Annotated in this window: 20 protein-coding genes; 12 read left to right on the top strand and 8 right to left on the bottom strand. The window is 74.0% G+C overall.

Features of this window, described 5'->3' with window-relative positions:
* Positions 1-82: 82 nt before the first annotated feature.
* Positions 83-1096: a ketol-acid reductoisomerase gene (gene ilvC / locus AB0G14_RS09295; RefSeq protein ID WP_357695373.1), complete on the top strand. Its 1014-nt coding sequence runs from the start codon at positions 83-85 to the stop codon at positions 1094-1096.
* Between the two features lie 374 nt (positions 1097-1470).
* Positions 1471-3069: a phosphoglycerate dehydrogenase gene (gene serA, locus AB0G14_RS09290; protein ID WP_357695371.1), complete on the top strand. Its 1599-nt coding sequence runs from the start codon at positions 1471-1473 to the stop codon at positions 3067-3069.
* 159 nt (positions 3070-3228) lie between these two features.
* Here serA and AB0G14_RS09285 read toward each other — a convergent pair whose 3' ends face one another.
* Both AB0G14_RS09285 and AB0G14_RS09280 read right to left on the bottom strand, forming a co-directional pair.
* Positions 3229-3585 (bottom strand): hypothetical protein, encoded by a 357-nt coding sequence (locus AB0G14_RS09285; RefSeq protein WP_357695369.1) that lies wholly within the window; start codon positions 3583-3585, stop codon positions 3229-3231.
* 463 nt (positions 3586-4048) lie between these two features.
* Complete coding sequence (locus tag AB0G14_RS09280) at positions 4049-4894, bottom strand: FAD:protein FMN transferase (RefSeq protein ID WP_357695367.1); 846 nt, start codon at positions 4892-4894, stop codon at positions 4049-4051.
* A 221-nt stretch (positions 4895-5115) separates the two neighbouring features.
* Here AB0G14_RS09280 and AB0G14_RS09275 point away from each other — a divergent pair, with 221 nt between their 5' ends.
* Together AB0G14_RS09275 and AB0G14_RS09270 are read left to right on the top strand one after the other, a co-directional pair.
* A complete protein-coding gene (locus AB0G14_RS09275; RefSeq protein ID WP_357695365.1) occupies positions 5116-6147 on the top strand; it encodes a 3-isopropylmalate dehydrogenase in 1032 nt (343 codons plus the stop codon).
* 191 nt (positions 6148-6338) lie between these two features.
* Positions 6339-7436 carry a branched-chain amino acid aminotransferase gene (locus AB0G14_RS09270; protein WP_357695417.1) on the top strand — a complete coding sequence of 366 codons (1098 nt, stop codon included), beginning with the start codon at positions 6339-6341 and terminating at the stop codon, positions 7434-7436.
* Positions 7437-7510: 74 nt separating this feature from the next.
* Here AB0G14_RS09270 and AB0G14_RS09265 read toward each other — a convergent pair whose 3' ends face one another.
* From AB0G14_RS09265 to AB0G14_RS09250, 4 genes are all read right to left on the bottom strand, one after another.
* Positions 7511-8248, bottom strand: coding sequence for a tyrosine-protein phosphatase (locus AB0G14_RS09265; protein WP_357695363.1), 738 nt, complete (start codon positions 8246-8248; stop codon positions 7511-7513).
* 54 nt (positions 8249-8302) lie between these two features.
* The gene (locus AB0G14_RS09260) at positions 8303-8761 is read right to left on the bottom strand and encodes a PRC-barrel domain-containing protein (RefSeq protein WP_357695361.1); all 459 of its coding nucleotides are present in this window, start codon (positions 8759-8761) and stop codon (positions 8303-8305) included.
* Positions 8762-8948: 187 nt separating this feature from the next.
* A complete protein-coding gene (locus AB0G14_RS09255; protein ID WP_357695359.1) occupies positions 8949-9479 on the bottom strand; it encodes a carboxymuconolactone decarboxylase family protein in 531 nt (176 codons plus the stop codon).
* Positions 9480-9481: 2 nt separating this feature from the next.
* A complete protein-coding gene (locus tag AB0G14_RS09250; RefSeq protein WP_350704756.1) occupies positions 9482-10042 on the bottom strand; it encodes a peroxiredoxin in 561 nt (186 codons plus the stop codon).
* Positions 10043-10383: 341 nt separating this feature from the next.
* Here AB0G14_RS09250 and cimA point away from each other — a divergent pair, with 341 nt between their 5' ends.
* Positions 10384-11964 (top strand): citramalate synthase, encoded by a 1581-nt coding sequence (gene cimA, locus AB0G14_RS09245; RefSeq protein WP_357695357.1) that lies wholly within the window; start codon positions 10384-10386, stop codon positions 11962-11964.
* A 49-nt stretch (positions 11965-12013) separates the two neighbouring features.
* Here cimA and AB0G14_RS09240 read toward each other — a convergent pair whose 3' ends face one another.
* Positions 12014-13009: an endonuclease/exonuclease/phosphatase family protein gene (locus AB0G14_RS09240; RefSeq protein WP_357695355.1), complete on the bottom strand. Its 996-nt coding sequence runs from the start codon at positions 13007-13009 to the stop codon at positions 12014-12016.
* 414 nt (positions 13010-13423) lie between these two features.
* Between AB0G14_RS09240 and AB0G14_RS09235 the strand changes: the two genes are divergently transcribed.
* From AB0G14_RS09235 to arfB, 7 genes are all read left to right on the top strand, one after another.
* Positions 13424-13951: a hypothetical protein gene (locus tag AB0G14_RS09235; protein WP_357695353.1), complete on the top strand. Its 528-nt coding sequence runs from the start codon at positions 13424-13426 to the stop codon at positions 13949-13951.
* Between the two features lie 220 nt (positions 13952-14171).
* A complete protein-coding gene (locus AB0G14_RS09230; protein WP_357695351.1) occupies positions 14172-15221 on the top strand; it encodes a MoxR family ATPase in 1050 nt (349 codons plus the stop codon).
* Positions 15222-15250: 29 nt separating this feature from the next.
* Positions 15251-16237, top strand: coding sequence for a DUF58 domain-containing protein (locus AB0G14_RS09225; protein WP_357695415.1), 987 nt, complete (start codon positions 15251-15253; stop codon positions 16235-16237).
* Positions 16234-17193 carry a VWA domain-containing protein gene (locus AB0G14_RS09220; protein ID WP_357453523.1) on the top strand — a complete coding sequence of 320 codons (960 nt, stop codon included), beginning with the start codon at positions 16234-16236 and terminating at the stop codon, positions 17191-17193. The genes AB0G14_RS09225 and AB0G14_RS09220 overlap by 4 nt, the downstream gene beginning before the upstream one ends.
* Positions 17194-17236: 43 nt before the next feature.
* A complete protein-coding gene (locus AB0G14_RS09215) occupies positions 17237-18100 on the top strand; it encodes a trypsin-like peptidase domain-containing protein (protein WP_357695349.1) in 864 nt (287 codons plus the stop codon).
* 126 nt (positions 18101-18226) lie between these two features.
* The gene (locus AB0G14_RS09210) at positions 18227-18511 is read left to right on the top strand and encodes a hypothetical protein (RefSeq protein WP_357695347.1); all 285 of its coding nucleotides are present in this window, start codon (positions 18227-18229) and stop codon (positions 18509-18511) included.
* Positions 18512-18520: 9 nt separating this feature from the next.
* Entirely contained in the window at positions 18521-18946 is a 426-nt protein-coding gene (arfB, locus tag AB0G14_RS09205) for an alternative ribosome rescue aminoacyl-tRNA hydrolase ArfB (protein WP_357695345.1), read from the top strand.
* A 93-nt stretch (positions 18947-19039) separates the two neighbouring features.
* Here arfB and AB0G14_RS09200 read toward each other — a convergent pair whose 3' ends face one another.
* Positions 19040-19909, bottom strand: coding sequence for a 3-methyladenine DNA glycosylase (locus AB0G14_RS09200; protein WP_357695343.1), 870 nt, complete (start codon positions 19907-19909; stop codon positions 19040-19042).
* Positions 19910-19926: the final 17 nt, after the last annotated feature.

Here is a 19926-nt window from a genome sequence, read left to right as displayed (position 1 = left end):
GCCGGCGCGGCGCGCCGCCGGAAACCGCCATTCGCACAGATCCACGACGGGCCGCCCGGGCCGCCGTACGAAAGGGAAAATCATGAGCGTTGAGGTGTACTACGACGACGACGCCGACCTGGGCCTGATCCAGGGCCGGAAGGTCGCCGTGATCGGCTACGGCAGCCAGGGTCACGCGCACGCGCTGTCGCTGCGCGACTCCGGCGTCGACGTGGTGATCGGTCTGCCGGAGGGCTCCAAGAGCCGGGCCAAGGCGGAGGAGCAGGGCCTGCGGGTGGTCACGCCGGCCGAGGCGGCGGCCGAGGCCGACGTCATCATGATCCTGGCGCCGGATACGGCCCAGCGCCGCCTCTACGCCGACTCGATCGCGCCGAACCTGAAGCCGGGCAAGGCCCTCTTCTTCGGCCACGGCTTCAACATCCGCTACGGCCTGATCAAGCCGCCGGCCGACGTCGACGTGGCGATGGTCGCCCCGAAGGGCCCCGGTCACCTCGTGCGCCGCCAGTACGCCGACGGCAAGGGCGTGCCCTGCCTGGTCGCCGTCGAGCAGGACGCCAGCGGCAACGCGCTCGCCCTGGCCCTGTCGTACGCCAAGGGCATCGGCGGCACCCGGGCCGGCGTGATCAAGACCACCTTCACCGAGGAGACCGAGACCGACCTCTTCGGCGAGCAGGCGGTGCTCTGCGGCGGCGCGGCGGCGCTCGTGCAGACCGGCTTCGAGGTGCTCACCGAGGCGGGCTACGCCCCCGAGGTGGCGTACTTCGAGTGCCTGCACGAGCTGAAGCTCATCGTCGACCTGATGTACGAGGGCGGCATCGCCAAGATGCGCTACAGCATCTCGGACACCGCCGAGTACGGCGACCTCTCCCGCGGGCCGCGCGTCATCGACGCCCGGGTCAAGGAGGAGATGCGCAAGATCCTCAGCGAGGTCCAGTCCGGCGAGTTCGCCCGGGAGTGGGTCACCGAGGACGAGGCCGGCCGGCCGAACTTCAGCAAGTGGCAGGCCGAGGGCGCGGCGCACCCGATCGAGGAGACCGGCCGCAAGCTGCGCGGCATGATGAGCTGGGTCGACCGCCCGATCACCGAGACCGCCTGACGAACACTCCCGGCGGCCCGGCCCGGACGCTCTCCCCGGCGCCCGGCCGGGCCGCCTTCTTTCCGCCACCCCACCGACACCGCTCGCCGCGCCGGCGCCACCCGGCCGATCCGAGCCGGAGCCACCCGCCCCGAACGGACCTCGCCCGCCTCGCCGAGGCGACGCGGGCGCCCCGTCGTGCGCCGTTCACCGGCAGGTCGTCGCCCGTTGTGAGGGCACTCACCCCACGGTCCGGGACATGCCGGCCGGCCGGCCCCCTACGATCGCGGGTAGGTGCGTAGCCGGCACCTGACGGCCATGGCACGGATCAGTGCAGGGCGCAGCGCGGCGTCCCGCAGCCCGGCCTACCGCTCTGACGACAACTACGAGGACCAATGACTCCTGTCGTACTGATCGCCGAAGAACTCGCTCCCGCCGCCATCGAGGTGCTCGCCCACGACTTCGACGTCCGCCACGTCGACGGCACCGACCGTCCGGCCCTGCTCTCGGCGCTCTCCGAGGCCGACGCCGTCATCGTGCGCAGCGCCACCCAGATCGACGCCGAGGCGATCGCCGCCGCGCCGCGGCTGAAGGTCGTCGCCCGGGCGGGCGTGGGCCTGGACAACGTCGAGGTGCCGGCCGCCACCGCGCGGGGCGTCATGGTCGTCAACGCCCCCACCTCCAACATCGTCTCCGCCGCCGAGCAGGCCGTCGCGCTCCTGCTGGCCGTGGCCCGCAACACCGCCAGCGCCAGCGCCGCGCTGAAGGCGGGGGAGTGGAAGCGGTCGAAGTACACCGGCGTGGAGATCCAGGGCAAGACCGTCGGCGTGGTCGGGCTCGGCCGCATCGGCGTGCTCTTCGCGCAGCGGATCGCCGCCTTCGGCACCCGGCTGATCGCGTACGACCCGTACATCCAGCCGGCCCGTGCCGCCCAGCTCGGCGTCCGCCTGGTGGGCCTGGAGGAGCTGCTGCGGGAGAGCGACTTCATCTCCATCCACCTGCCGAAGACCCCGGAGACCGTCGGCCTGATCGGTGAGAAGGAGCTGGCCGTCGTCAAGCCCGGCGTCCGGATCGTCAACGCCGCCCGCGGCGGGCTGGTCGACGAGCAGGCCCTGGCCGACGCCATCGCCGAGGGCCGGGTCGCCGGCGCGGGTGTGGACGTCTACGCCAAGGAGCCCTGCACCTCGTCGCCGCTGTTCGCCTTCGACAACGTGGTGGCCACCCCGCACCTGGGCGCCTCCACCGCCGAGGCGCAGGACAAGGCCGGTCTGGCCGTGGCCAAGAGCGTCAAGCTCGCGCTCCAGGGCGAGTTCGTGCCGGACGCGGTGAACGTGCAGGCCGGCGGCGTCGTCGCCGAGGACGTCCGGCCGCTGCTGCCGCTGGCCGAGAAGCTCGGCCGGGCCTTCACCGCCGTCGCGGGCGGGGTCGCCGCCAGCGTCACCGTCGAGGTGCGCGGCGAGATCGCCAACCACGACGTGTCGGTGCTCAAGCTCGCCGCCACCAAGGGGCTGTTCAGCTCGGTGGTCGAGGAGCAGGTGACCTACGTCAACGCCCCGCACCTGGCGGCCGAGCGCGGCGTCGAGGTCACCCTGGTCGCCCAGGCCGAGACGGTCGACCACCCCAGCCTGGTCACCGTCCGGGGCGCGCTGCCCGACGGGCGTACGGTCAGCGTCTCCGGCACGGTCACCCCGGCGGGCACGCGGGACGTCCTCAAGCTGACCGAGGTGGACGGCTTCGACGTGGAGATCGGCGCGGAGGGCATCCTCGTCTTCCTCCGCTACGTCGATCGGCCGGGCGTCGTGGGCACCGTCGGCACCCTGCTCGGCGAGGCCGGCATCAACATCGCGGCGATGCAGGTGGCCCGCCGGGAGGCCGGCGGCGAGACGCTGATGACCCTCACGGTGGACCAGGCGCTCGGCGCGGACCTGCTCACCTCCGCGGCGGACTCGATCGGGGCGGTCGCGGCCAGCGCCGCCGACCTGCGCGACGAGTGACCTGAACGCACGACGACGAAGGGCCCGGCGATTCCGCCGGGCCCTTCGTCGTCCGCCGGGGCTGGCCCGTTGTCGTGCGCGGGCCGCTCCGCGCGGCGGCGGGCCTTCGTCGTCCGTCGGGCGGTCGGCCGGCGGCGGGGACGTCGTGCTGCCGGGCGGTCAGCCGGGCAGGCGCGCCGGCGGCGGGTAGACCGAGCCGTCCTGGGCGTCGAAGAGCATCAGGTCGTGCTCGCCGGCCAGCCGCTCGATGTCGAGCAGCACCTGGTCCGGACAGGTCGGGTGCAGGTTCAGCTCGACGTGGTCGTTCGCCGCGTGCAGCGGCGCCACCGCCCACGGGGTGTCCCGCCCGGCGGGCCGGTCCGGATAGCTTCTGGTGATCGCTCGGTAGAACGCCACCACCCGCGGGTCCGGGTGGCGCTCGACGTGCTGCCCCTGCCGGCAGCGCCGCACCGCGGCCCGCACGTCCTCGGGTGTCGCCCCGTCCGCCAGGGCCCACACGCTCAGATCGAAACTCACGGCGGACAGCGTGCCATCCGCCGTTCACCCCGTCGAAATCGCCCCGCCCGACGGAACCTTCCGTGCCGCAACGGTCCGGTGTGGAGACCCTTGCGTCGAGTTACGTCGATTCGCTAGCGTACCGGTGCGGTTACTGGCCGAGCTCGCGGCGTAGGCCCGTCTTCGGGTGGCGAGGTCGACGTCTGGCCGACCGGCCCGCACCCCTCGATTGCGCGAGCCACGCGCACTCGTCGCTGACCGGCCCTCACGGTCGTTGCCGAGACCGTGGGGGCCGATCGCGCATGCCGGGCCCCGCATCGCCCGCCGCCGGGCGGCTCGGCGTACCGCGCGGCACCTCGACGGCGAGCGTGCCCACCTCGTCAGCCCGGCGCACCGCCGCCGGGGAGAGCACCCGGCCGGCGGTTCCGCACCGGCCGGCGGTTCCGCACCGGCCGACGGTTCCGCACCGGCACCGGTCGGCGGCTCAGCGGCGGTGGGCGAAGAGCGCGCGGTAGTCCGACCCGTTGCGGAACCAGACGAGACCGGCCGGCCCGGCGGCGTAGAGCGCGGTGGCGTAGGCGTCGGCGACGGCGAGGTCGGGGCCGGCCACCGTCGCGGCGACCAACTGCTCGGCCGGCTCGCCCGTGTGCGGGTCCACCACGTGTCCCTGCCGGCCGCTCACCCCGGACGTGCCGACCGCTCCCGCCGTCATCTCCAGCACCAGCGGCGCGCGGTGCCGATCCGTCGGGTGGTGCACCGCCACCCGCCACGGGCCGCCGTGCGCCGCGTGCCCGCGTACGACCAGGTCGGCGCCGGTGAGCACGGCGTAGTCGTGGATGCCGGCGGCGCGCAGCCGGGCGGCGGCACGCTCGACCGCCCACCCGCCGAGCAGGCCGCCCGGGTCGAAGCCGCCGGGCACCGCCCAGGCATCGAACCAGCCGTCGGTGGCCGCCCGCATCGCCGCGCAGCGGTCGACCAGGTCGGCCAGCGGCGGGTACGACTCGGGGCTGATCTCGCCGCGGCGCAGCCGGGAGACCAGGCTCTCGGGCCGGCTCGGGCCGTAGGTGAGGTCGATGGCCCGCAGTTCCGCCACCGCGTCGCGCAGCGCGTCCCCGACGCCGCGGCGGCCCAGCCACTCGGGCGCGTTGAGCAGCAGCGAGTATTCCGCCGTCGAGGTCCGCACGGTGTGCTGGACGGCGATCCGGTCGCCGGTGGCCGCGCCGGGGCGGTCGACGCGGTGGCTGCGGGCGCCGAGGCGCAGGTCCGGCCGGCGGGGCTGGAAGGCCGGCTGGTCCACCCAGCGGGTCCGTGGCTGCTGGTCGATCCGCATGACAGTGCTCCCTCGCTGCCGGCGGGCCGCGTCGTCGCGGTGCCGTCGCGGGCCCCCGTGACCCGCTCGTCACCACGCTAGGCAGCGGAGATGACCCCACCATGAATGTCACCTGAGAGCATCCTGTGCATCTCGGTTTCCCGAATGGTGGAACCTTCGTACCGGGAGGCGGGACAGCGGCGTACGGTCGGACGTAACGGCGAGGCGAAGGAGCGCAGGACGTGGCACGGATCGCGGTGGTGGCCGGGGACGGGATCGGACCCGAGGTGGTCGCGCAGGCCCGCAAGGTCATCGACGCCGTGCTCCCGGGGGTGGAGGCTACCGAATACGACCTCGGCGCCGCCCGCTGGCACCGCACCGGCGAGGTGCTGCCCGACTCGGTGCTGGCCGAGCTGGCCGGGCACGACGCCATCCTGCTCGGTGCGGTCGGCGACCCCACCGTGCCGCCGGGCGTGCTGGAGCGGGGCCTGCTGCTCAAGCTGCGGTTCGCCTTCGACCAGTACGTCAACCTGCGTCCGGCGCGGCTCTGGCCCGGCGTGGCCGGGCCGCTGGCCAGCGTCAAGCCCGGCGAGGTCGACCTGGTGGTGGTGCGCGAGGGCACCGAGGGCCTGTACGCCGGCGCCGGTGGCGCGCTGCACCGCGGCACCCCCGCCGAGGTCGCCACCGAGGAGAGCCTGAACACGCGGCACGGGGTGGAGCGGGTGATCCGCGACGCCTTCGCCCGCGCCACGCGCCGCGAGCGGCGCAAGGTCACCCTGGTGCACAAGACCAACGTGCTCACCCACGCCGGCTCGCTGTGGGCGCGCGCGTTCGAGGCCGTCGCCGCCGAGCACCCCGACGTGACCACGGAATACCAGCACGTCGACGCCGCCGCGATGTTCCTGGTCACCCAGCCCCAGCGCTACGACGTGGTGGTCACCGACAACCTGTTCGGCGACATCCTCACCGACATCGCCGCGGCGGTCACCGGCGGGATCGGGCTGGCGGCCAGCGGCAGCATCAACCCCGAGGGGGCCTACCCCTCGATGTTCGAGCCGGTACACGGCTCCGCGCCGGACATCGCCGGGCGCGGCGTGGCCGACCCGGTCGCGGCCGTGCTCTCGGCCGCGTTGCTGCTCGACCAGCTCGGGCACGCCGACGCCGCGGCCCGCGTCACCGCCGCGGTCGGCACGGAGCTGGCCGGCCGGGCGCCGGGCGTACCGCTGCGCACCGAGGAGGTCGGCGACCGGCTGGCCGGGTACGCCGCCTCCTGAAGCCGGCGGGCCCGCCCCACCGGGGCGCCCCTCCTCGTCCGACGCCACGGGCGCCGCGGCGGGTCACCCGTCCGGCGCCGTCGATGCGCCGGGCGTAGCTACCCCCTGAACGACCGTTCGGGGTAAGTTTCTCGCACCATCTTCTCGGCATGCGGACCCGTGTGCCGTCCGTCCCCAGGGAGGTCAGCGCGATGAGCGGTGGTGACAAGCTCGACTTCGAGATCCGTCCGAATCCCGCGCCGGTATCCGTCGCCGACCGGGCCGCCCTGCTGGCCAACCCCGGGTTCGGCCGGGTCTTCACCGACCACATGGTCACCATCCGTTACGCCGACGGCAAGGGTTGGTACGACGCCCGGGTCGAGGCGCGCGCGCCGATCCCGATGGACCCGGCCGCCGCGGTCCTGCACTACGCGCAGGAGATCTTCGAGGGCCTGAAGGCGTACCGGACGCCCGACGGCGGGATCACCATGTTCCGGCCGGAGGCCAACGCCGCCCGGTTCGCCGCCTCCGCCCGGCGGATGGCGATGCCGCCGCTGCCCGAGGAGGCGTTCGTCGACTCGCTGCGCCGGCTCGTCGAGATCGACCGGGACTGGATTCCCGAGGGCGAGGACGGCAGCCTCTACCTGCGTCCGTTCATGTTCGCCAGCGAGGTGTTCCTCGGCGTCCGCCCGGCCAACGAATACCTCTACGTGGTGATCGCCTCGCCGGTCGGCGCGTACTTCTCCGGTGGGGTCAAGCCGGTGACAGTCTGGGTCTCTCCGGACTACACCCGGGCCGCCCCCGGGGGCACCGGCGCGGCGAAGTGCGGCGGCAACTACGCCGCCTCGCTGGTGGCCCAGGCCGAGGCGATCGAGCACGGCTGCGACCAGGTGGTCTTCCTCGACGCGGTGGAGCGCCGCTACGTCGACGAGCTGGGCGGCATGAACGTGTTCTTCGTCTACGACGACGGCACCGTGGTCACCCCGCCGCTGACCGGCACGATCCTGCCCGGCATCACCCGGGAGTCGGTGCTCGAGCTGGCCGCCGGCGCGGGGCACCGGATCGAGGAGCGGCCGGTGAGCTTCGCCGACTGGCAGGCCGACGCGGCCAGCGGCCGGCTCCGCGAGGTGTTCGCCTGCGGCACCGCGGCCGTGATCACCCCGATCGGGCAGGTGCGTTTCCCCGACGGCGAGTTCCTGGTCGGCGACGGCGGGTCCGGCCGGGTCACGATGGCCCTGCGCCAGCAGCTCGTCGACCTCCAGCGGGGCATGGCCGACGACCCGCACGGCTGGGTCCGGCGCATCCTCTGACCCGTACGCGCGACCGTGCCGCCCCCCGCGCCGTCCCGGCGCGGGGGGCGGCGTCGCTGTCGGCCGCGCCCGGGTCAGTCGAGCAGGTGGTCGCGGAGGGCGGCGAGCTGGGCGTCGGTGACGCCGGCGTGGCGCAGGTAGCCCTCGACCGAGCCGTGGGCCGCCCGCAGCTCGGCGAGGAAGAGCGTCATGGCCTCGGCGGGACAGGTCAGCACCGGCAGCGTGTGCCCCGCCTGCTGCCCGGTGGCCTCGAACCAGGCGCGGTACCGCTCGCCGGCCTCGGTGCTCAGCGCGTAGTCGGCGGCGATCTCGTCGTCGTCGACGCCGAGCACCGCGAGGGTGAGCCCGCAGACGATGCCGGTGCGGTCCTTGCCGGCGACGCAGTGCACCACCACGGGGGCGTTGGCGCTGTCGGCGATCAGCCCGACGGCCTCGGCGAGCCCGGCCGTGCCGGTCTCCGCGAGGTCGGCGTACCGGTCGGCCAGGTAGCGGGCCAGGTCGGTGCCCGGCTGGTAGGGCCGCTCGCCCCACTCGGCGTGCTCGGGGTGGATGTTGCGCCAGGTCAGGCCGTCGAAGTGGGGGATCCGGCCGTCGCGTTCCACCTCGTAGGGGCGGCGCAGGTCGATGACCGTGCGCACGCCGAGGGCGGCGAACGCCTCCCGGTCGGCGTCGTCGATGCGGTGCGGCGAGTCGGAGCGGTAGAGCCGGCCCCGGCGGACGGTGCGCCCGTCGTGGCCGGAGTGGCCGCCGACGTCGCGGAAGTTGAACATCGTGGCGAACGGGATCCTGCGGTTGACCTCGGTGGCGTCCACGTTGACACGGTAACGGTCTCCCGCGGGTGGCGGGAGACCGTCGCGCGCCGGTGACTAGCGGGCGGTGCCGGGCGGGATCGCCGAGTACGTCTCGCCGTAGTAGCCGCCGAGTCGGTCCCGGTAGGTGGGGTCGGTGTCGGCGGTCTCGTCGTACTCCGGGGCGGCCTTGATCTGGTCCTTGCTCCGGTCGACGTGGACCTTGCGCTCGTCGTGGTCGACGTGGTTCACCGTGCCGGCCGGGATCATGACCTTCCGGCCGAAGATCCACGGACCGGTGTCCACCACCAGGTAGCTGTCGTTGACCTCGTGGCTGGCATTGTCGATCTTGCCGATGCCGCCGTCGGTGGCCTCGACCTTGTAGCCGACCAGGTCGGCGTCGGCCACCCGCGCAGTGTCCCGGTAGCGCCACGGGTCGAACGTGCCGGCGGGCGCGCCGCCGGCGAACTCGCCCTGGCCGCCGTGGCGCACCGGGTCCGGGCTGCCGTGCGTGCTGTGCGGGTCGAGCCTGTCCATGTGACAACTCCTGCCCCGACTGTCGCCAGTCGTCTCGCCGGATCGAGTCCTCGTCCTGGAAGGAGCTACCCGGGCGGTCGCCGCCGGAAACGGCGGTGGGCCGGCGCCGAGGACGGCGGTGGGCCGGCGCTGGAGACGGCGGTGGGCCGGTGCCGTCGTGCGGCGCCGGCCCACCGGGGCGTACGGGTCAGGCGAGCGCGGCCTGGGCGTCCAGGGTGACCGCGGCGGCGTGCACGACGGCGGCGATGCGCAGCCCCTCGTGCACCTGCTCGCGGCTGAAGCCCGCGCCGCGCAGGGTCTTCTCGTGCGACTCCAGGCACACACCGCAGCCGGTGATGGCCGAGACGGCCAGGCACCAGAGCTCGAAGTCGGCCTTCTCCACGCCCGGCTTGGCGATGATCTGCATCCGCAGCCGCGCCGGGATCGACTGGTACTGCTCGTCGCCGATCAGGTGCTTGGCCCGGTAGTAGACGTTGTTCATCGCCATGATCGCGGCGGCGCCCTTGGCCGCCTCGATCGCTTCCGGCCCGAGGTGGGTGGTCGCCTCGTCGGCGATCTCCCGCAGCACCACCGGGTTGCGCGCGGCGACGGCGCAGGCCAGGGCGGTGCCCCACGCCTGCTCCGGCTTCAGCGTGCTGGTGCCGATGGTGGAGCCGAGGTTGAGCTTGATGTCCTTGGCGTACTCCGGCAGAGCCGCCTTGACCGCGTCCAGACCCACGGTCAGGCCCCGGCGCCGGCGAGCAGCTTGGTGGCGTCCAGGGTCTCGCCGCCCTTGTTCCAGTTGCACGGGCAGAGCTCGTCGGTCTGCAGGGCGTCGAGCACCCGCAGCACCTCGGAGACGTTCCGGCCGACCGAACCGGCGGTCACCATGACGAACTGGATCTCGTTGTTCGGGTCGACGATGAAGGTCGCCCGCTGGGCCACGCCGTCCTCGCCGAGCACACCGCAGGCGGCGGTCAGCTCGCGCTTGATGTCGCTGAGCATCGGGAAGGGCAGCTCGCGCAGGTCCGGGTGGTCCTTGCGCCACGCGTAGTGGACGAACTCGTTGTCCACCGACACGCCGAGGACCTGGGCGTCCCGGTCGGCGAATTCGTCGTTCAGCCGCCCGAACTCGGCGATCTCCGTCGGGCAGACGAAGGTGAAGTCCTTCGGCCAGAAGAAGACGACGCGCCACTTGCCCTCGTGGGACTTGTGGTTGATCGTCTCGAACGCCTTCTCGGCGTCCAGCGACACGCAGGCGGTGAGTTCGTACTCGGGGAAGCGGTCACCGACAGTGAGCACAGGTCCTCCTTGACAGTGGCACGAGGCCGGTAAAACTGGATCGGTTCCAGATACTTCCTCAGCGCTGTTTCCGCCTGGCGGCGGCCGGGTTACTTGTGAAGTGGATCACCAGCTTCCGGTTCCGCCCGCGTGCGGACGCCGGCTGCGGTATCGCGACCCTCCGTCACCGTCCCGCCATGTGGACTGTGCCTCCCAAAACCAGTGCTCGGGTGGCAGAGTGGCTGATCGTGACCAGCACCTACCTGATTATTCGCACCTAGCGCGCCGGCCTCCCCTCCGCCGAGCGCGCAGACCTCCCGCATCCGCGGGGGGTCTTTTTGTTGCTCTCGAAAGGATCCCTGATGACCTTCCAGGTGTACGACACGACGCTGCGCGACGGTGCCCAGCGCGAGGGGCTCAGCTATTCGGTGGTCGACAAGCTCGCGGTGGCCCGGCTGCTCGACGAGTTCGGGGTCGGCTTCATCGAGGGCGGCTGGCCGGGCGCGGTGCCGAAGGACACGGAGTTCTTCCGCCGGGCGCGCAGCGAGCTGGACCTGAGACACGCGCTGCTGGTGGCGTTCGGGGCCACCCGCCGGGCCGGGGTGCAGGTCGCCGACGACCCGCAGGTGCGCGGTCTGCTCGACGCGCAGACCCCGGCGGTCGCCCTGGTCGCCAAGGCCGACCTGCGGCACGTCGAGCGGGCGCTGCGCACCACCGCCGGGGAGAACCTGGCCATGGTCCACGACACCGTGGCGCACCTGGTGGCGGAGGGTCGCCGGGTCTTCGTCGACGGCGAGCACTTCTTCGACGGCTACCGGTCCGACCCGGCGTACACGGCCTCCGTGGTGGAGACCGCACTCGCCGCCGGCGCCGAGCGGTTCGTGCTCTGCGACACCAACGGCGGCATGCTGCCCTCCCAGGTGAGCGCCGCCATCGCCGACCTGACCGCCCGGCTGGGCGTGAGCCCGGAGCTGCTCGGCATCCACTGCCAGAACGACACGGCCTGCGCCGTGGCGAACACGATCGCCGCCGTCGAGGCGGGGGTGCGGCACTTCCAGGGCACCGCGAACGGCTACGGCGAACGCCCCGGCAACGCCGACATCTTCGCCGTGGTCGCCAACCTCCAGCTCAAGCTCGGGCTGCCCGTCCTACCGGACGGCTGCCTGGGGCAGATGGTGCGGGTCTCCCACGCCATCGCCGAGATCGCCAACATCGCCCCCGACACCCACCAGGCGTACGCCGGGGCCGCGGCCTTCGCCCACAAGGCGGGGCTGCACGCGAGCGCGATCAAGGTGGATCCGCTGCTCTACAACCACGTGGACCCACAGGTGGTGGGCAACGACATGCGGATCCTCGTCACCGAGATGGCCGGCCGGGCCAGCGTCGAGCTCAAGAGCCGCGAGCTGGGCCTGGACCTGGCCGGCCATCCGGAGGCGCTGTCCCGGGTGACCGGGCGGGTCAAGGAGCTGGAGGCCGACGGCTGGTCGTTCGAGGCCGCCGACGCCTCGTTCGAGCTGCTGGTCCGGGCCGAGCTGGACACCGCGCCGCCGAGGCCGTTCACCCTGGAGTCGTACCGGGTGCTGGTCGAGCACCGGGAGGACGGCGCGGTGGTCTCCGAGGCGACCGTCAAGATCCGCGTACGCGGGGAGCGGGTGATCGCCACCGCGGAGGGGAACGGCCCGGTCAACGCCCTGGACGAGGCGCTGCGGGCCGGGCTGGCCCGGCACTACCCGCAGCTGCGCGACTTCGAGCTGGCCGACTTCAAGGTGCGGATCCTGGAGGGCAGCAGCGGCACCGGTGCGGTGACGCGGGTGCTGCTGGAGACCGCCGACCGCAACGGTCGTGACTGGACCACGGTCGGCGTGCACCCCAACGTCGTCGAGGCGAGCTGGCACGCCCTCGTCGACGCCCTCACCTACGGCCTCGACCGCGCCCGGGTCTGAGGCGGCCCGGCCACCGCGGCGGGCACCGGCCGCTTTCCGGCGCGGCGGGTCAGCCGGCCGGCAGGCGCAGCTCGGCCAGGACGGCGCGGTGGTCGCTGCCCGGCACCCGGTGCACGGCCACCGCCCGCACGGCGATCCGGCGGTCGACCAGCACGTGGTCGATGGTCACCGGTGGGATCGGGTCGCCGTCGTAGGGGCCCCAGGTGCCGGTGAGGCCGGCACCGACCTCGTCGGCAGCGTCGACGTAGCCGGTGGCCAGCAGGGCGCGCAGCGGGGCGTGGTCGAGGGTGGCGTTGAAGTCGCCGGCCAGGATCCGCAGCGGCCCGTCCGGCGTCGCGGGCGGCTGCGCGGCCAGGTCGGTGCGCCAGTGGCCGACCTGGTCCACCGCGTACGGCGCCGCCGGGTGCGCCGACTCGACCCGCACCGGCGGCGCCCCGGGCACCGTCACCGTGCCGTACGCCTGGTCGAAGCCCCAACCGCCGCGATTGCGTCGGACGCCGCCCTCGTCGACCGGGAACCGGGCGTAGAGCCCGGAGCCGACCGTGCCCGGCTGCGGGTCGAGGTGCCGGTGGGGGAGCAGCCGGTCCAGTCCGAGCCGGTCCAGCTCCGCTTCGGCCCCGGGGGTGAACTCCTGCACGGTGAGCACGTCGACCCGGTGCCGCTCGACCAGGTCGACCAGCGTCCGCGCGTCGGCGGCCCCGGCGAGCAGGTTGGCGGTCAGCACCCGCACCGTCGGCCCCGCGGCCGAGGGCTGCCCGGCGGGCAGGGCCCGGGGCGCGACCACGGCCACCAGCGCCGTCGTGACCACCGCCGCGACCACCGCGGGCCACCGGCGCCGCAGGGCGAGCGCGAGCACCAGCGGCAACAGGCTCCCGGCGGCCACGTACGGGGTGAAGGCCAGCAGCTGGACCAGCGGCCCATGGTCGAGGCCGGCCAGCCGCAGGGCTGTCCAGGCGACCCCGGGCGCGACGGCCGCCCAGCAGAGCGCGGTGCCCGATCGTCCCGCCCGGCTGCCCGTCACCCGTTCCGCCGCCCCGGTGGTCATGGCCGCGCCTCGGTGATCATGGACGTGCCTGGCGTGATCATGGCTGGAGAGTAGCCCGGCCCCCCGCGCGCCGCGCCCCCCGTCGCCTCCACCGCGCGCATTCGTGAATGCCGTGGCATTCGCTTTTCATAAATTGTCGGCGACCGTCAGCTGTTTTGATGAAGCGTGATCAACTATTGACGTCCGGCTTTTTGCGGTGCTACGTTCCAGTGGGTTGAGACGTCGAAACTCTGAGTAGTAATGCCTGGTCAAGGCCGGTGGAATTCGTCGAGGCGACAACATCTAGGGTGCGGCCTGAAGTGCGGGCTTCCGGCGGTTGTCGCTCATTTTCCCGGCCCAAGAATGGAAATCTGCCGTCCCGTGGCAGCGCGGGAACGGTCGAATTCGCACGGTCAACAAAAGGGAGACCCTGTCATGACCACACTCTTCCGACGCAAGGCGGTGGCGGTGGCCTTCGCCGCCCTGGCGCTCACCCTGGCCGGGGGCGGCATCGCCGTCGCCGGGCCGGCGGCGAAGGCGCCCGCCGAGGTCGCCCAGCCGTCCCTCCGTCAGCCGGGCGACGGCAGCCAGCCGGCGGTGACCCCCGCCGAGGCCCGCAAGGCCAGGGCCGCGCTGGCGCAGGGACCGTCCACGCAGGCGACCGCGCCGGGCACCATCTCCTTCGCCGTCGTCAGCAGCGGTGGCACGCTGCTCCGCGGCTCGCCCGAGGCGGTCTCCGCCACCAGGTACGGCCCCGGGCAGTACCAGGTCCTGTTCGCCTACAACGTCTCGCTGAAGGGCTTCAAGGCCACCATCGGCACCACCGACCCGTACAACGTGCCGCCGGGTGGGGAGATCTCGGTGGCGCCGCGGCTCCAGACGCCGAACGCGGTCTTCGTCCAGACCCGCAACTCGTCCGGCAGCCCGTCCGACCGGCCCTTCCACCTGACCATCACCAACTGACGCACCCGCTGACGCGCCGGCCCCCACCGCCCGTGGGGGCCGGCGCCACGCGGTGGGCCACCGGCGGGCGAGTCGGGCACGCGGGCACCCCCCGCCGGTGTGTGGCCGGCCGCGTCGTCGCTGCCGGCCCGGGAGGCTCGTCCCGGTTCGGGCCGGTAAGGACCGCCCCGGCGCTGATAATCCGACGTTTGTCCGAGGGCCGCCACGGGAAGCAAGCACCGTGACGGACATCTCGGACACCCTGGCCAGCGTGCCCAGCCCGGCCGATCCCGACGCGAGTTCGGCCGAGCTGGAACAGACCCTCTTCGAGGTCAAACGCGTGATCGTCGGGCAGGATCGGCTCGTCGAGCGCCTGCTCACCGCCCTCGTCGCCGACGGGCACTGCCTCCTGGAGGGCGTGCCCGGGGTGGCCAAGACCCTCGCCGCGCAGACCCTCGCCACCGTGGTCGGCGGCACCTTCTCCCGGATCCAGTTCACCCCCGACCTCGTCCCGTCGGACATCGTCGGCACCCGGATCTACCGGGCGTCGAAGGAGACCTTCGACATCGAGCTGGGCCCCGTCATGGCCAACCTGGTGCTCGCCGACGAGATCAACCGTGCCCCCGCCAAGGTGCAGTCCGCGTTGCTGGAGGCGATGGCGGAGCGCCAGGTCTCCATCGGCGGGCGCAGCTACCCCGTGCCCGACCCGTTCCTGGTGCTGGCCACCCAGAACCCGATCGAGTCCGAGGGGGTCTACCAACTGCCGGAGGCGCAGCGCGACCGGTTCCTGATGAAGATCGTGGTCGACTACCCGAGCGACGCCGACGAGCTGGCCATCCTCTACCGGATGAGCGCCGACCGGCCCACCGCCCGGCGGGTGCTCGACCCGCAGCGGCTGCGCGACCTCCAGGCCCGCGCCACCCACGTCTTCGTGCACCACGCCCTCGCCGAGTACGTCGTCCGGCTCATCCTCGCCACCCGCGACCCCGGCCGGTTCGGCCTGCCGGAGATCGCCCCGCTGCTCGCGTACGGGGCGAGCCCCCGGGCCACGCTCGGGCTGGTCGCCGCCGCCCGGGCCCAGGCGCTGCTGCGCGGCCGGGAGTACGTGCTGCCCGAGGACATCCGCGAGCTGGCCGTCGACGTGCTGGCCCACCGGCTGGTGCTCTCCTTCGACGCGGTCGCCGACGGGGTGTCCGCCGAGTCGCTGGTGCGTCGGCTGGTCGAGGCGGTGCCGCCGCCCCGCGTCGCCACCGGCCACCCCGAGTTCGCGACCGACCTGGCGGCGGCATGAGGTGGCGCGGGGCCACCTCGCCGGCGCCCGTGCCGGCCGACCCGGGGCTGGCCGACCTCGCCCCGGACCGGCGGCTGCGCCGGCTGGAACTGACCGTCACCCGGCGGCTCGACGGCCTGCTGCACGGCCGGTACCGCGGCCTGCTCCCCGGGCCGGGCAGCGAGCCGGCCGGCAGCCGGGAGTACCGCCCCGGTGAGGACGAGGTGCGCCGGATGGACTGGGCGGTGACCGCCCGGACCACGGTCCCGCACGTCCGCGAGGTCGACGCCGACCGGGAGCTGACCACCTGGCTGCTGGTGGACGCGAGCCCCAGCATGGAGTACGGCACCGCCGAGCTGGACAAACGCGAACTGGCCGTGGCGGCCGTGGCGGCGGTCGGCTTCCTCACCGCCGGGGTCGGCAACCGGCTCGGCGCGCAGGTGCTCGGCCCGGCCGGACTGCGTCGCTTCCCGCCCCGCAGCGGGCGTACCCACCTGCTCGGGCTGCTGCGGGCCCTGCTGACCGCGCCGCGCACCAGCGCGTACGACGAGCGCCGCCCGCCGCCCGGCGGCCCCGACCTGGCCGACGGGCTGGCCGCCGTGCACCGGGTGGCGCTGCGGCGCGGCCTCGTGGTGGTGGTCTCGGACTTCCTCGACGGCCTGCCCGACGACCCCCGGCACGCGCCGGCCTGGGAGGCGCCCCTGCGCCGGCTCGCCGTGCGGCACCAGGTGCTCGCCGTGCAGGTCACCGACCCGCGCGAACTGGAACTGCCGGACGTCGGCCTGATCACCCTGGTCGACCCGGAGACCGGCCGGACGCGGGAGGTGTGGAGCGGCGACCCCCGCCTGCGCGAGCGGTACGCGGTCGCCGCCGCCGCCCAGCGCGACCAGGTGGGCCAGGCGCTGCGCCGCAGCGGGGCGACCCACCTGCCGCTGCGCACCGACCGCGACTGGAGCGCGGACATCGTGCGCCACGTGCACGCCCAGCGGCGGCTCGCGGCGGCCCCCGTCGCCGCGGCCCGGGGAGGTGCGGCGTGATCTGGCAGTCACCCGTCCGGCTCTGGCTGCTGCTCGGGGTGCTCGCCCTGGCCGTCGGCTACCTGTTGGCGCAGCGCCGGCGCAGCCGGTACGCCGTCCGCTTCACCAACCTGCGGCTGCTCGACCGGGTCGCGCCGCAGCGGCCGACCTGGCGGCGGCACCTGCCGGCCGGGCTCTTCCTCGCCATGCTGGCGCTGCTGGTGGTCGGCTTCGCCCGGCCGACGGCGGAGGTGCGGGTCCCCCGCGAGCGGGCCACGGTGATGGTGGCCGTGGACGTCTCGACCTCGATGCTCGCCGGCGACGTGGAACCCGACCGGCTCAGCGCCGCCAAGGAGTCCGCCCGGCGCTTCGTCGACAGCCTGCCCGACGAGTTCAACGTCGGGTTGGTCGCCTTCGCGGGCAGCGCGGCGGTGCTGGTGCCGCCGAGCACCGACCGGGAGGCGCTGCACGAGGGGGTCGAGCGGCTGGTCGAGGGGGCCACCGGGGTGCAGGGCACGGCCATCGGCGAGGCCATCAGCACCTCGCTCGGCGCGGTGAAGGGCTTCGACAGCCAGGCGGCCAAGGACCCGCCGCCGGCCCGGATCATCCTGCTCTCCGACGGCGCGAACACCTCCGGCATGGACCCGATGGAGGCGGCGGCCGACGCGGTGACCATGAAGGTGCCGGTGCACACCATCTCGTTCGGCACCCCCGGCGGCACCGTGGACCGGGGCGGCCGACCGATCCAGGTGCCGGTGGACGGGCAGACCCTGCGCGCAGTCGCCGAGGAGACCGGGGGCGGGTTCCACGAGGCCCACACCAGCGACGAACTGCGCGCCGTCTACGACGACATCGGCACCTCGGTGGGCTACCGCACCGAACGGCAGGACGTCTCGGCCCGCTTCATCGGCCTGGGACTGGTGTTCGCGATGGGCGCCGCGGCCGGCTCGATGCGCTGGTTCTCCCGGCTGCCCTGACCCGTACGGCCACCGCCGAAGAGAACACGTGAGGAGCGTACGCATGGCAGTGCAGACCGGGTTGGGCGAGCCGCGCGGCCCCTGGTTCATCTCGCCGGAGCTGGACCCGGACGGGCGGTCCCGGTGGGACGGGCCCGGGTCGGACCGTCGCCCGGCCGGGTGGCGTCGGCACGGGCGGCTGCTGGCCGCGCTGTCGGTGGTGGCCCTGTCCACGGCCTCCGGTGCGGTGGCCGGCGGCGTGGTGGCCAGCCGGGACGGCGCGCCCGGCCCGGCGGCGGCCTCGGCGGCCCCGGTCCCGGCGGAGCTGGTGACCGCGGCCGAGAAGACCGTGCCGGGGGTCGTCTCGGTGCTCGTGGGGGGCGGCGCCGGGGCCTCGGCGACCGGCTCCGGCTTCGCCGTCGACGACCAGCAGCACATCATCACCAACGACCACATCCTGGCGAAGGGGGGTGGCGGCTCGGTGACGGTGGAGCTGCCGGACGGGCGGCGGTTCGCCGCCGAGGTGGTCGGCCGGGAGTCGCGTAGCGACCTCGCGGTGCTCCGGGTGCCCCCGTCGGCCGGCCTGGCGGCGCTGCCGCTGGCGAAGCCGGGGTCGACCCGGGTCGGCGAGCCGGTGCTGGCGGTCGGCTCGCCGCTGGGCCTCGCCGGCACCGTCACCGCCGGCATCGTGAGCGCCCTGGACCGGGAGGTGCGCCTCGGCGACAACCGGCACACCGCGGTGCAGACCGACGCCTCCATCAACCCGGGCAACTCGGGCGGCCCGCTGGTCAACGCGCGCGGCGAGGTGGTGGGGGTGAACACCGCGATCGCCACCATCGACGGCAACGGCTCCATCGGGATCGGCTTCGCCATCCCCATCGAACAGGTGCAGAAGACCGCCGACACGATCATCGGAAAGGGCGGCTGAGCTGCCCTCATGCCCGCCCGAGACCGCGTGGGAACGTGAGAACTGTCGGATACCCGGCGCGGAATGATCGGACAATGGAAATATTACGCTGAGTGTGGATACTGGCGTGGGTGGAGCGTCCTGTCCGTGGCCCTCCTGCTGGTGGGCCTGATCATCGGAACCGGTGTCGGGTCGGCGTACGCCCGGGCGCGACGCGGGTGGGCCGACTACCAGACCGTCAAGAAGACCGTGCCCGGTGCCCGGCGCACCGCGTGGCTGCTGATCAAGGTGGCCACCACGAAGATCGGGGTGATCGCCCTGCTGCTCGTCGGGGCGGTCGCGTACGCCGCCGTCGACTCCGACGCCGAGCCCGCGTCACCCGGCCCGACCCCGAGCCCGTCCGCCACCCCGAGCACCTGGCCGGGGCGTTAGCCTCGGGGTGTGGACGACGGACTGCGGGTGACCGACCGGTGGGTCGTCCCCGCCGCTGAGCTGCGGGAACGCTTTTCCCGCTCGTCCGGCCCCGGCGGCCAGGGCGTCAACACCACCGACTCCCGGGTCGAGCTGAGCTACGACCTGGGCGCCTCGCCCGGGGTGCCCGAACCGCTGCGGGCGCGGGCGCTGGACCGGCTCGCCGGGCGGCTCGTCGACGGCGTGCTGACCGTCACCGCGAGTGAGCACCGGGCGCAGTTGGCCAACCGGGAGGCGGCCCGGGAACGGCTGGCCGCGCTGCTGCGCGAGGCGGCGGCCCCGCCGCCCCCGCCCCGCCGGCCGACCCGGCCCTCGCGCGGCGCCAAGGAGCGCCGGCTGGCCGAGAAGAAGCGCCAGTCGCAGCGCAAGCGCGACCGCCGCGTCGACGGCGACTGACGGACGACCGCGGCGACCGACGGGCAGGGGCGGCCGACGGGCCGGAGGGCCGCTACCGGAGGATCTACGCCGGCAGGGCGTCGACCGGCGGATCTACGCCGGCAGGGCGTCGAGCAGTCGGGCTCGCAGCACGGCGGCCCGGTCGGCGAACCCCCGCTGCGCGGCGGCGTACTCGGCCCGCCCCTCCGGGGTCTCCACCCGTACCGGCGGGTAGCCCAGGTCGGACAGGTCGTACGGGGAAGCGCGCATGTCCAGGGTGCGGATCTCCCTGGCCAGCTCGAAGCAGTCCGCGACGAGTTCGGCGGGCACGAGCGGCGACAGCTTGTACGCCCACTTGTAGAGGTCCATGTTGGCGTGCAGGCAGCCCGGCTGCTCGTGGGCGTGCTGCGTCTCCCGCGTCGGGGTGAGCAGGTTCAACGGCCGGGCCGGCGCGGTGAAGAACCGGTACGCGTCGAAGTGGCTGCACCGCACCCCGCGCTCCTCCACCACGGCCGCGGTCCGCTCCGGGCTCAGCCGCAGCGGCCAGGCGTTGTGGCGTACCTCCGCCTGGGTCTGCCGGTAGACCATGGCCCACTCGTGCATCCCGAAACAGCCGAGGTGCGCCGGCCGGCCGGCGGTCGCCACCAGCAGCGCCGGGATCCACTCGACCGACTCGGCGCGCCGCGCGCGTACCCCCTCGGTGTCGAGGGTGACCCCGGCGGCGGTGGCGCGGTAGTCCCGGCCGAACTCGGCCGGGTCCGCGTCGCGCAGCGCCACCCCGGCCCCCGGGTGCCACCGGCGCAGCTGGGCCGGGCGGTGCGAGTAGTAGGTGAAGAGGAAGTCCTCCACCGGGTGCTTCCCGCCCCGGCGGCGGCGCGCCAGGTGCGGGGTGAGCCAGGCGTCGACCCGCTCCTCGTGCGCCCGGCGCCGGGCCCGCCAGCGCGCCGCGTCGAGCACGGCGGTCGGGGCGAGGGCGGCGGTCACGGACCCAGGGTACGACC

Origin of the sequence: Micromonospora sp. NPDC023814, from assembly GCF_040639595.1 — a bacterium.
Taxonomy (GTDB): domain Bacteria; phylum Actinomycetota; class Actinomycetes; order Mycobacteriales; family Micromonosporaceae; genus Micromonospora.
This window is presented reverse-complemented; position numbering and strand designations above follow the sequence as displayed.

What these genes read in the sequence shown, in the direction of transcription:
- serA (WP_357695371.1), top strand. Translation starts at nt 1,471, where the DNA reads ATGACTCCTGTCGTACTGATCGCCGAAGAACTCGCTCCCGCCGCCATC.
- AB0G14_RS09280 (WP_357695367.1), bottom strand. Translation starts at nt 4,894, where the DNA reads ATGCGGATCGACCAGCAGCCACGGACCCGCTGGGTGGACCAGCCGGCC.
- AB0G14_RS09240 (WP_357695355.1), bottom strand. Translation starts at nt 13,009, where the DNA reads ATGACCACCGGGGCGGCGGAACGGGTGACGGGCAGCCGGGCGGGACGA.
- cimA (WP_357695357.1), top strand. Translation starts at nt 10,384, where the DNA reads ATGACCTTCCAGGTGTACGACACGACGCTGCGCGACGGTGCCCAGCGC.
- ilvC (WP_357695373.1), top strand. Translation starts at nt 83, where the DNA reads ATGAGCGTTGAGGTGTACTACGACGACGACGCCGACCTGGGCCTGATC.
- AB0G14_RS09215 (WP_357695349.1), top strand. Translation starts at nt 17,237, where the DNA reads ATGGCAGTGCAGACCGGGTTGGGCGAGCCGCGCGGCCCCTGGTTCATC.
- AB0G14_RS09235 (WP_357695353.1), top strand. Translation starts at nt 13,424, where the DNA reads ATGACCACACTCTTCCGACGCAAGGCGGTGGCGGTGGCCTTCGCCGCC.
- AB0G14_RS09260 (WP_357695361.1), bottom strand. Translation starts at nt 8,761, where the DNA reads ATGGACAGGCTCGACCCGCACAGCACGCACGGCAGCCCGGACCCGGTG.
- AB0G14_RS09270 (WP_357695417.1), top strand. Translation starts at nt 6,339, where the DNA reads ATGAGCGGTGGTGACAAGCTCGACTTCGAGATCCGTCCGAATCCCGCG.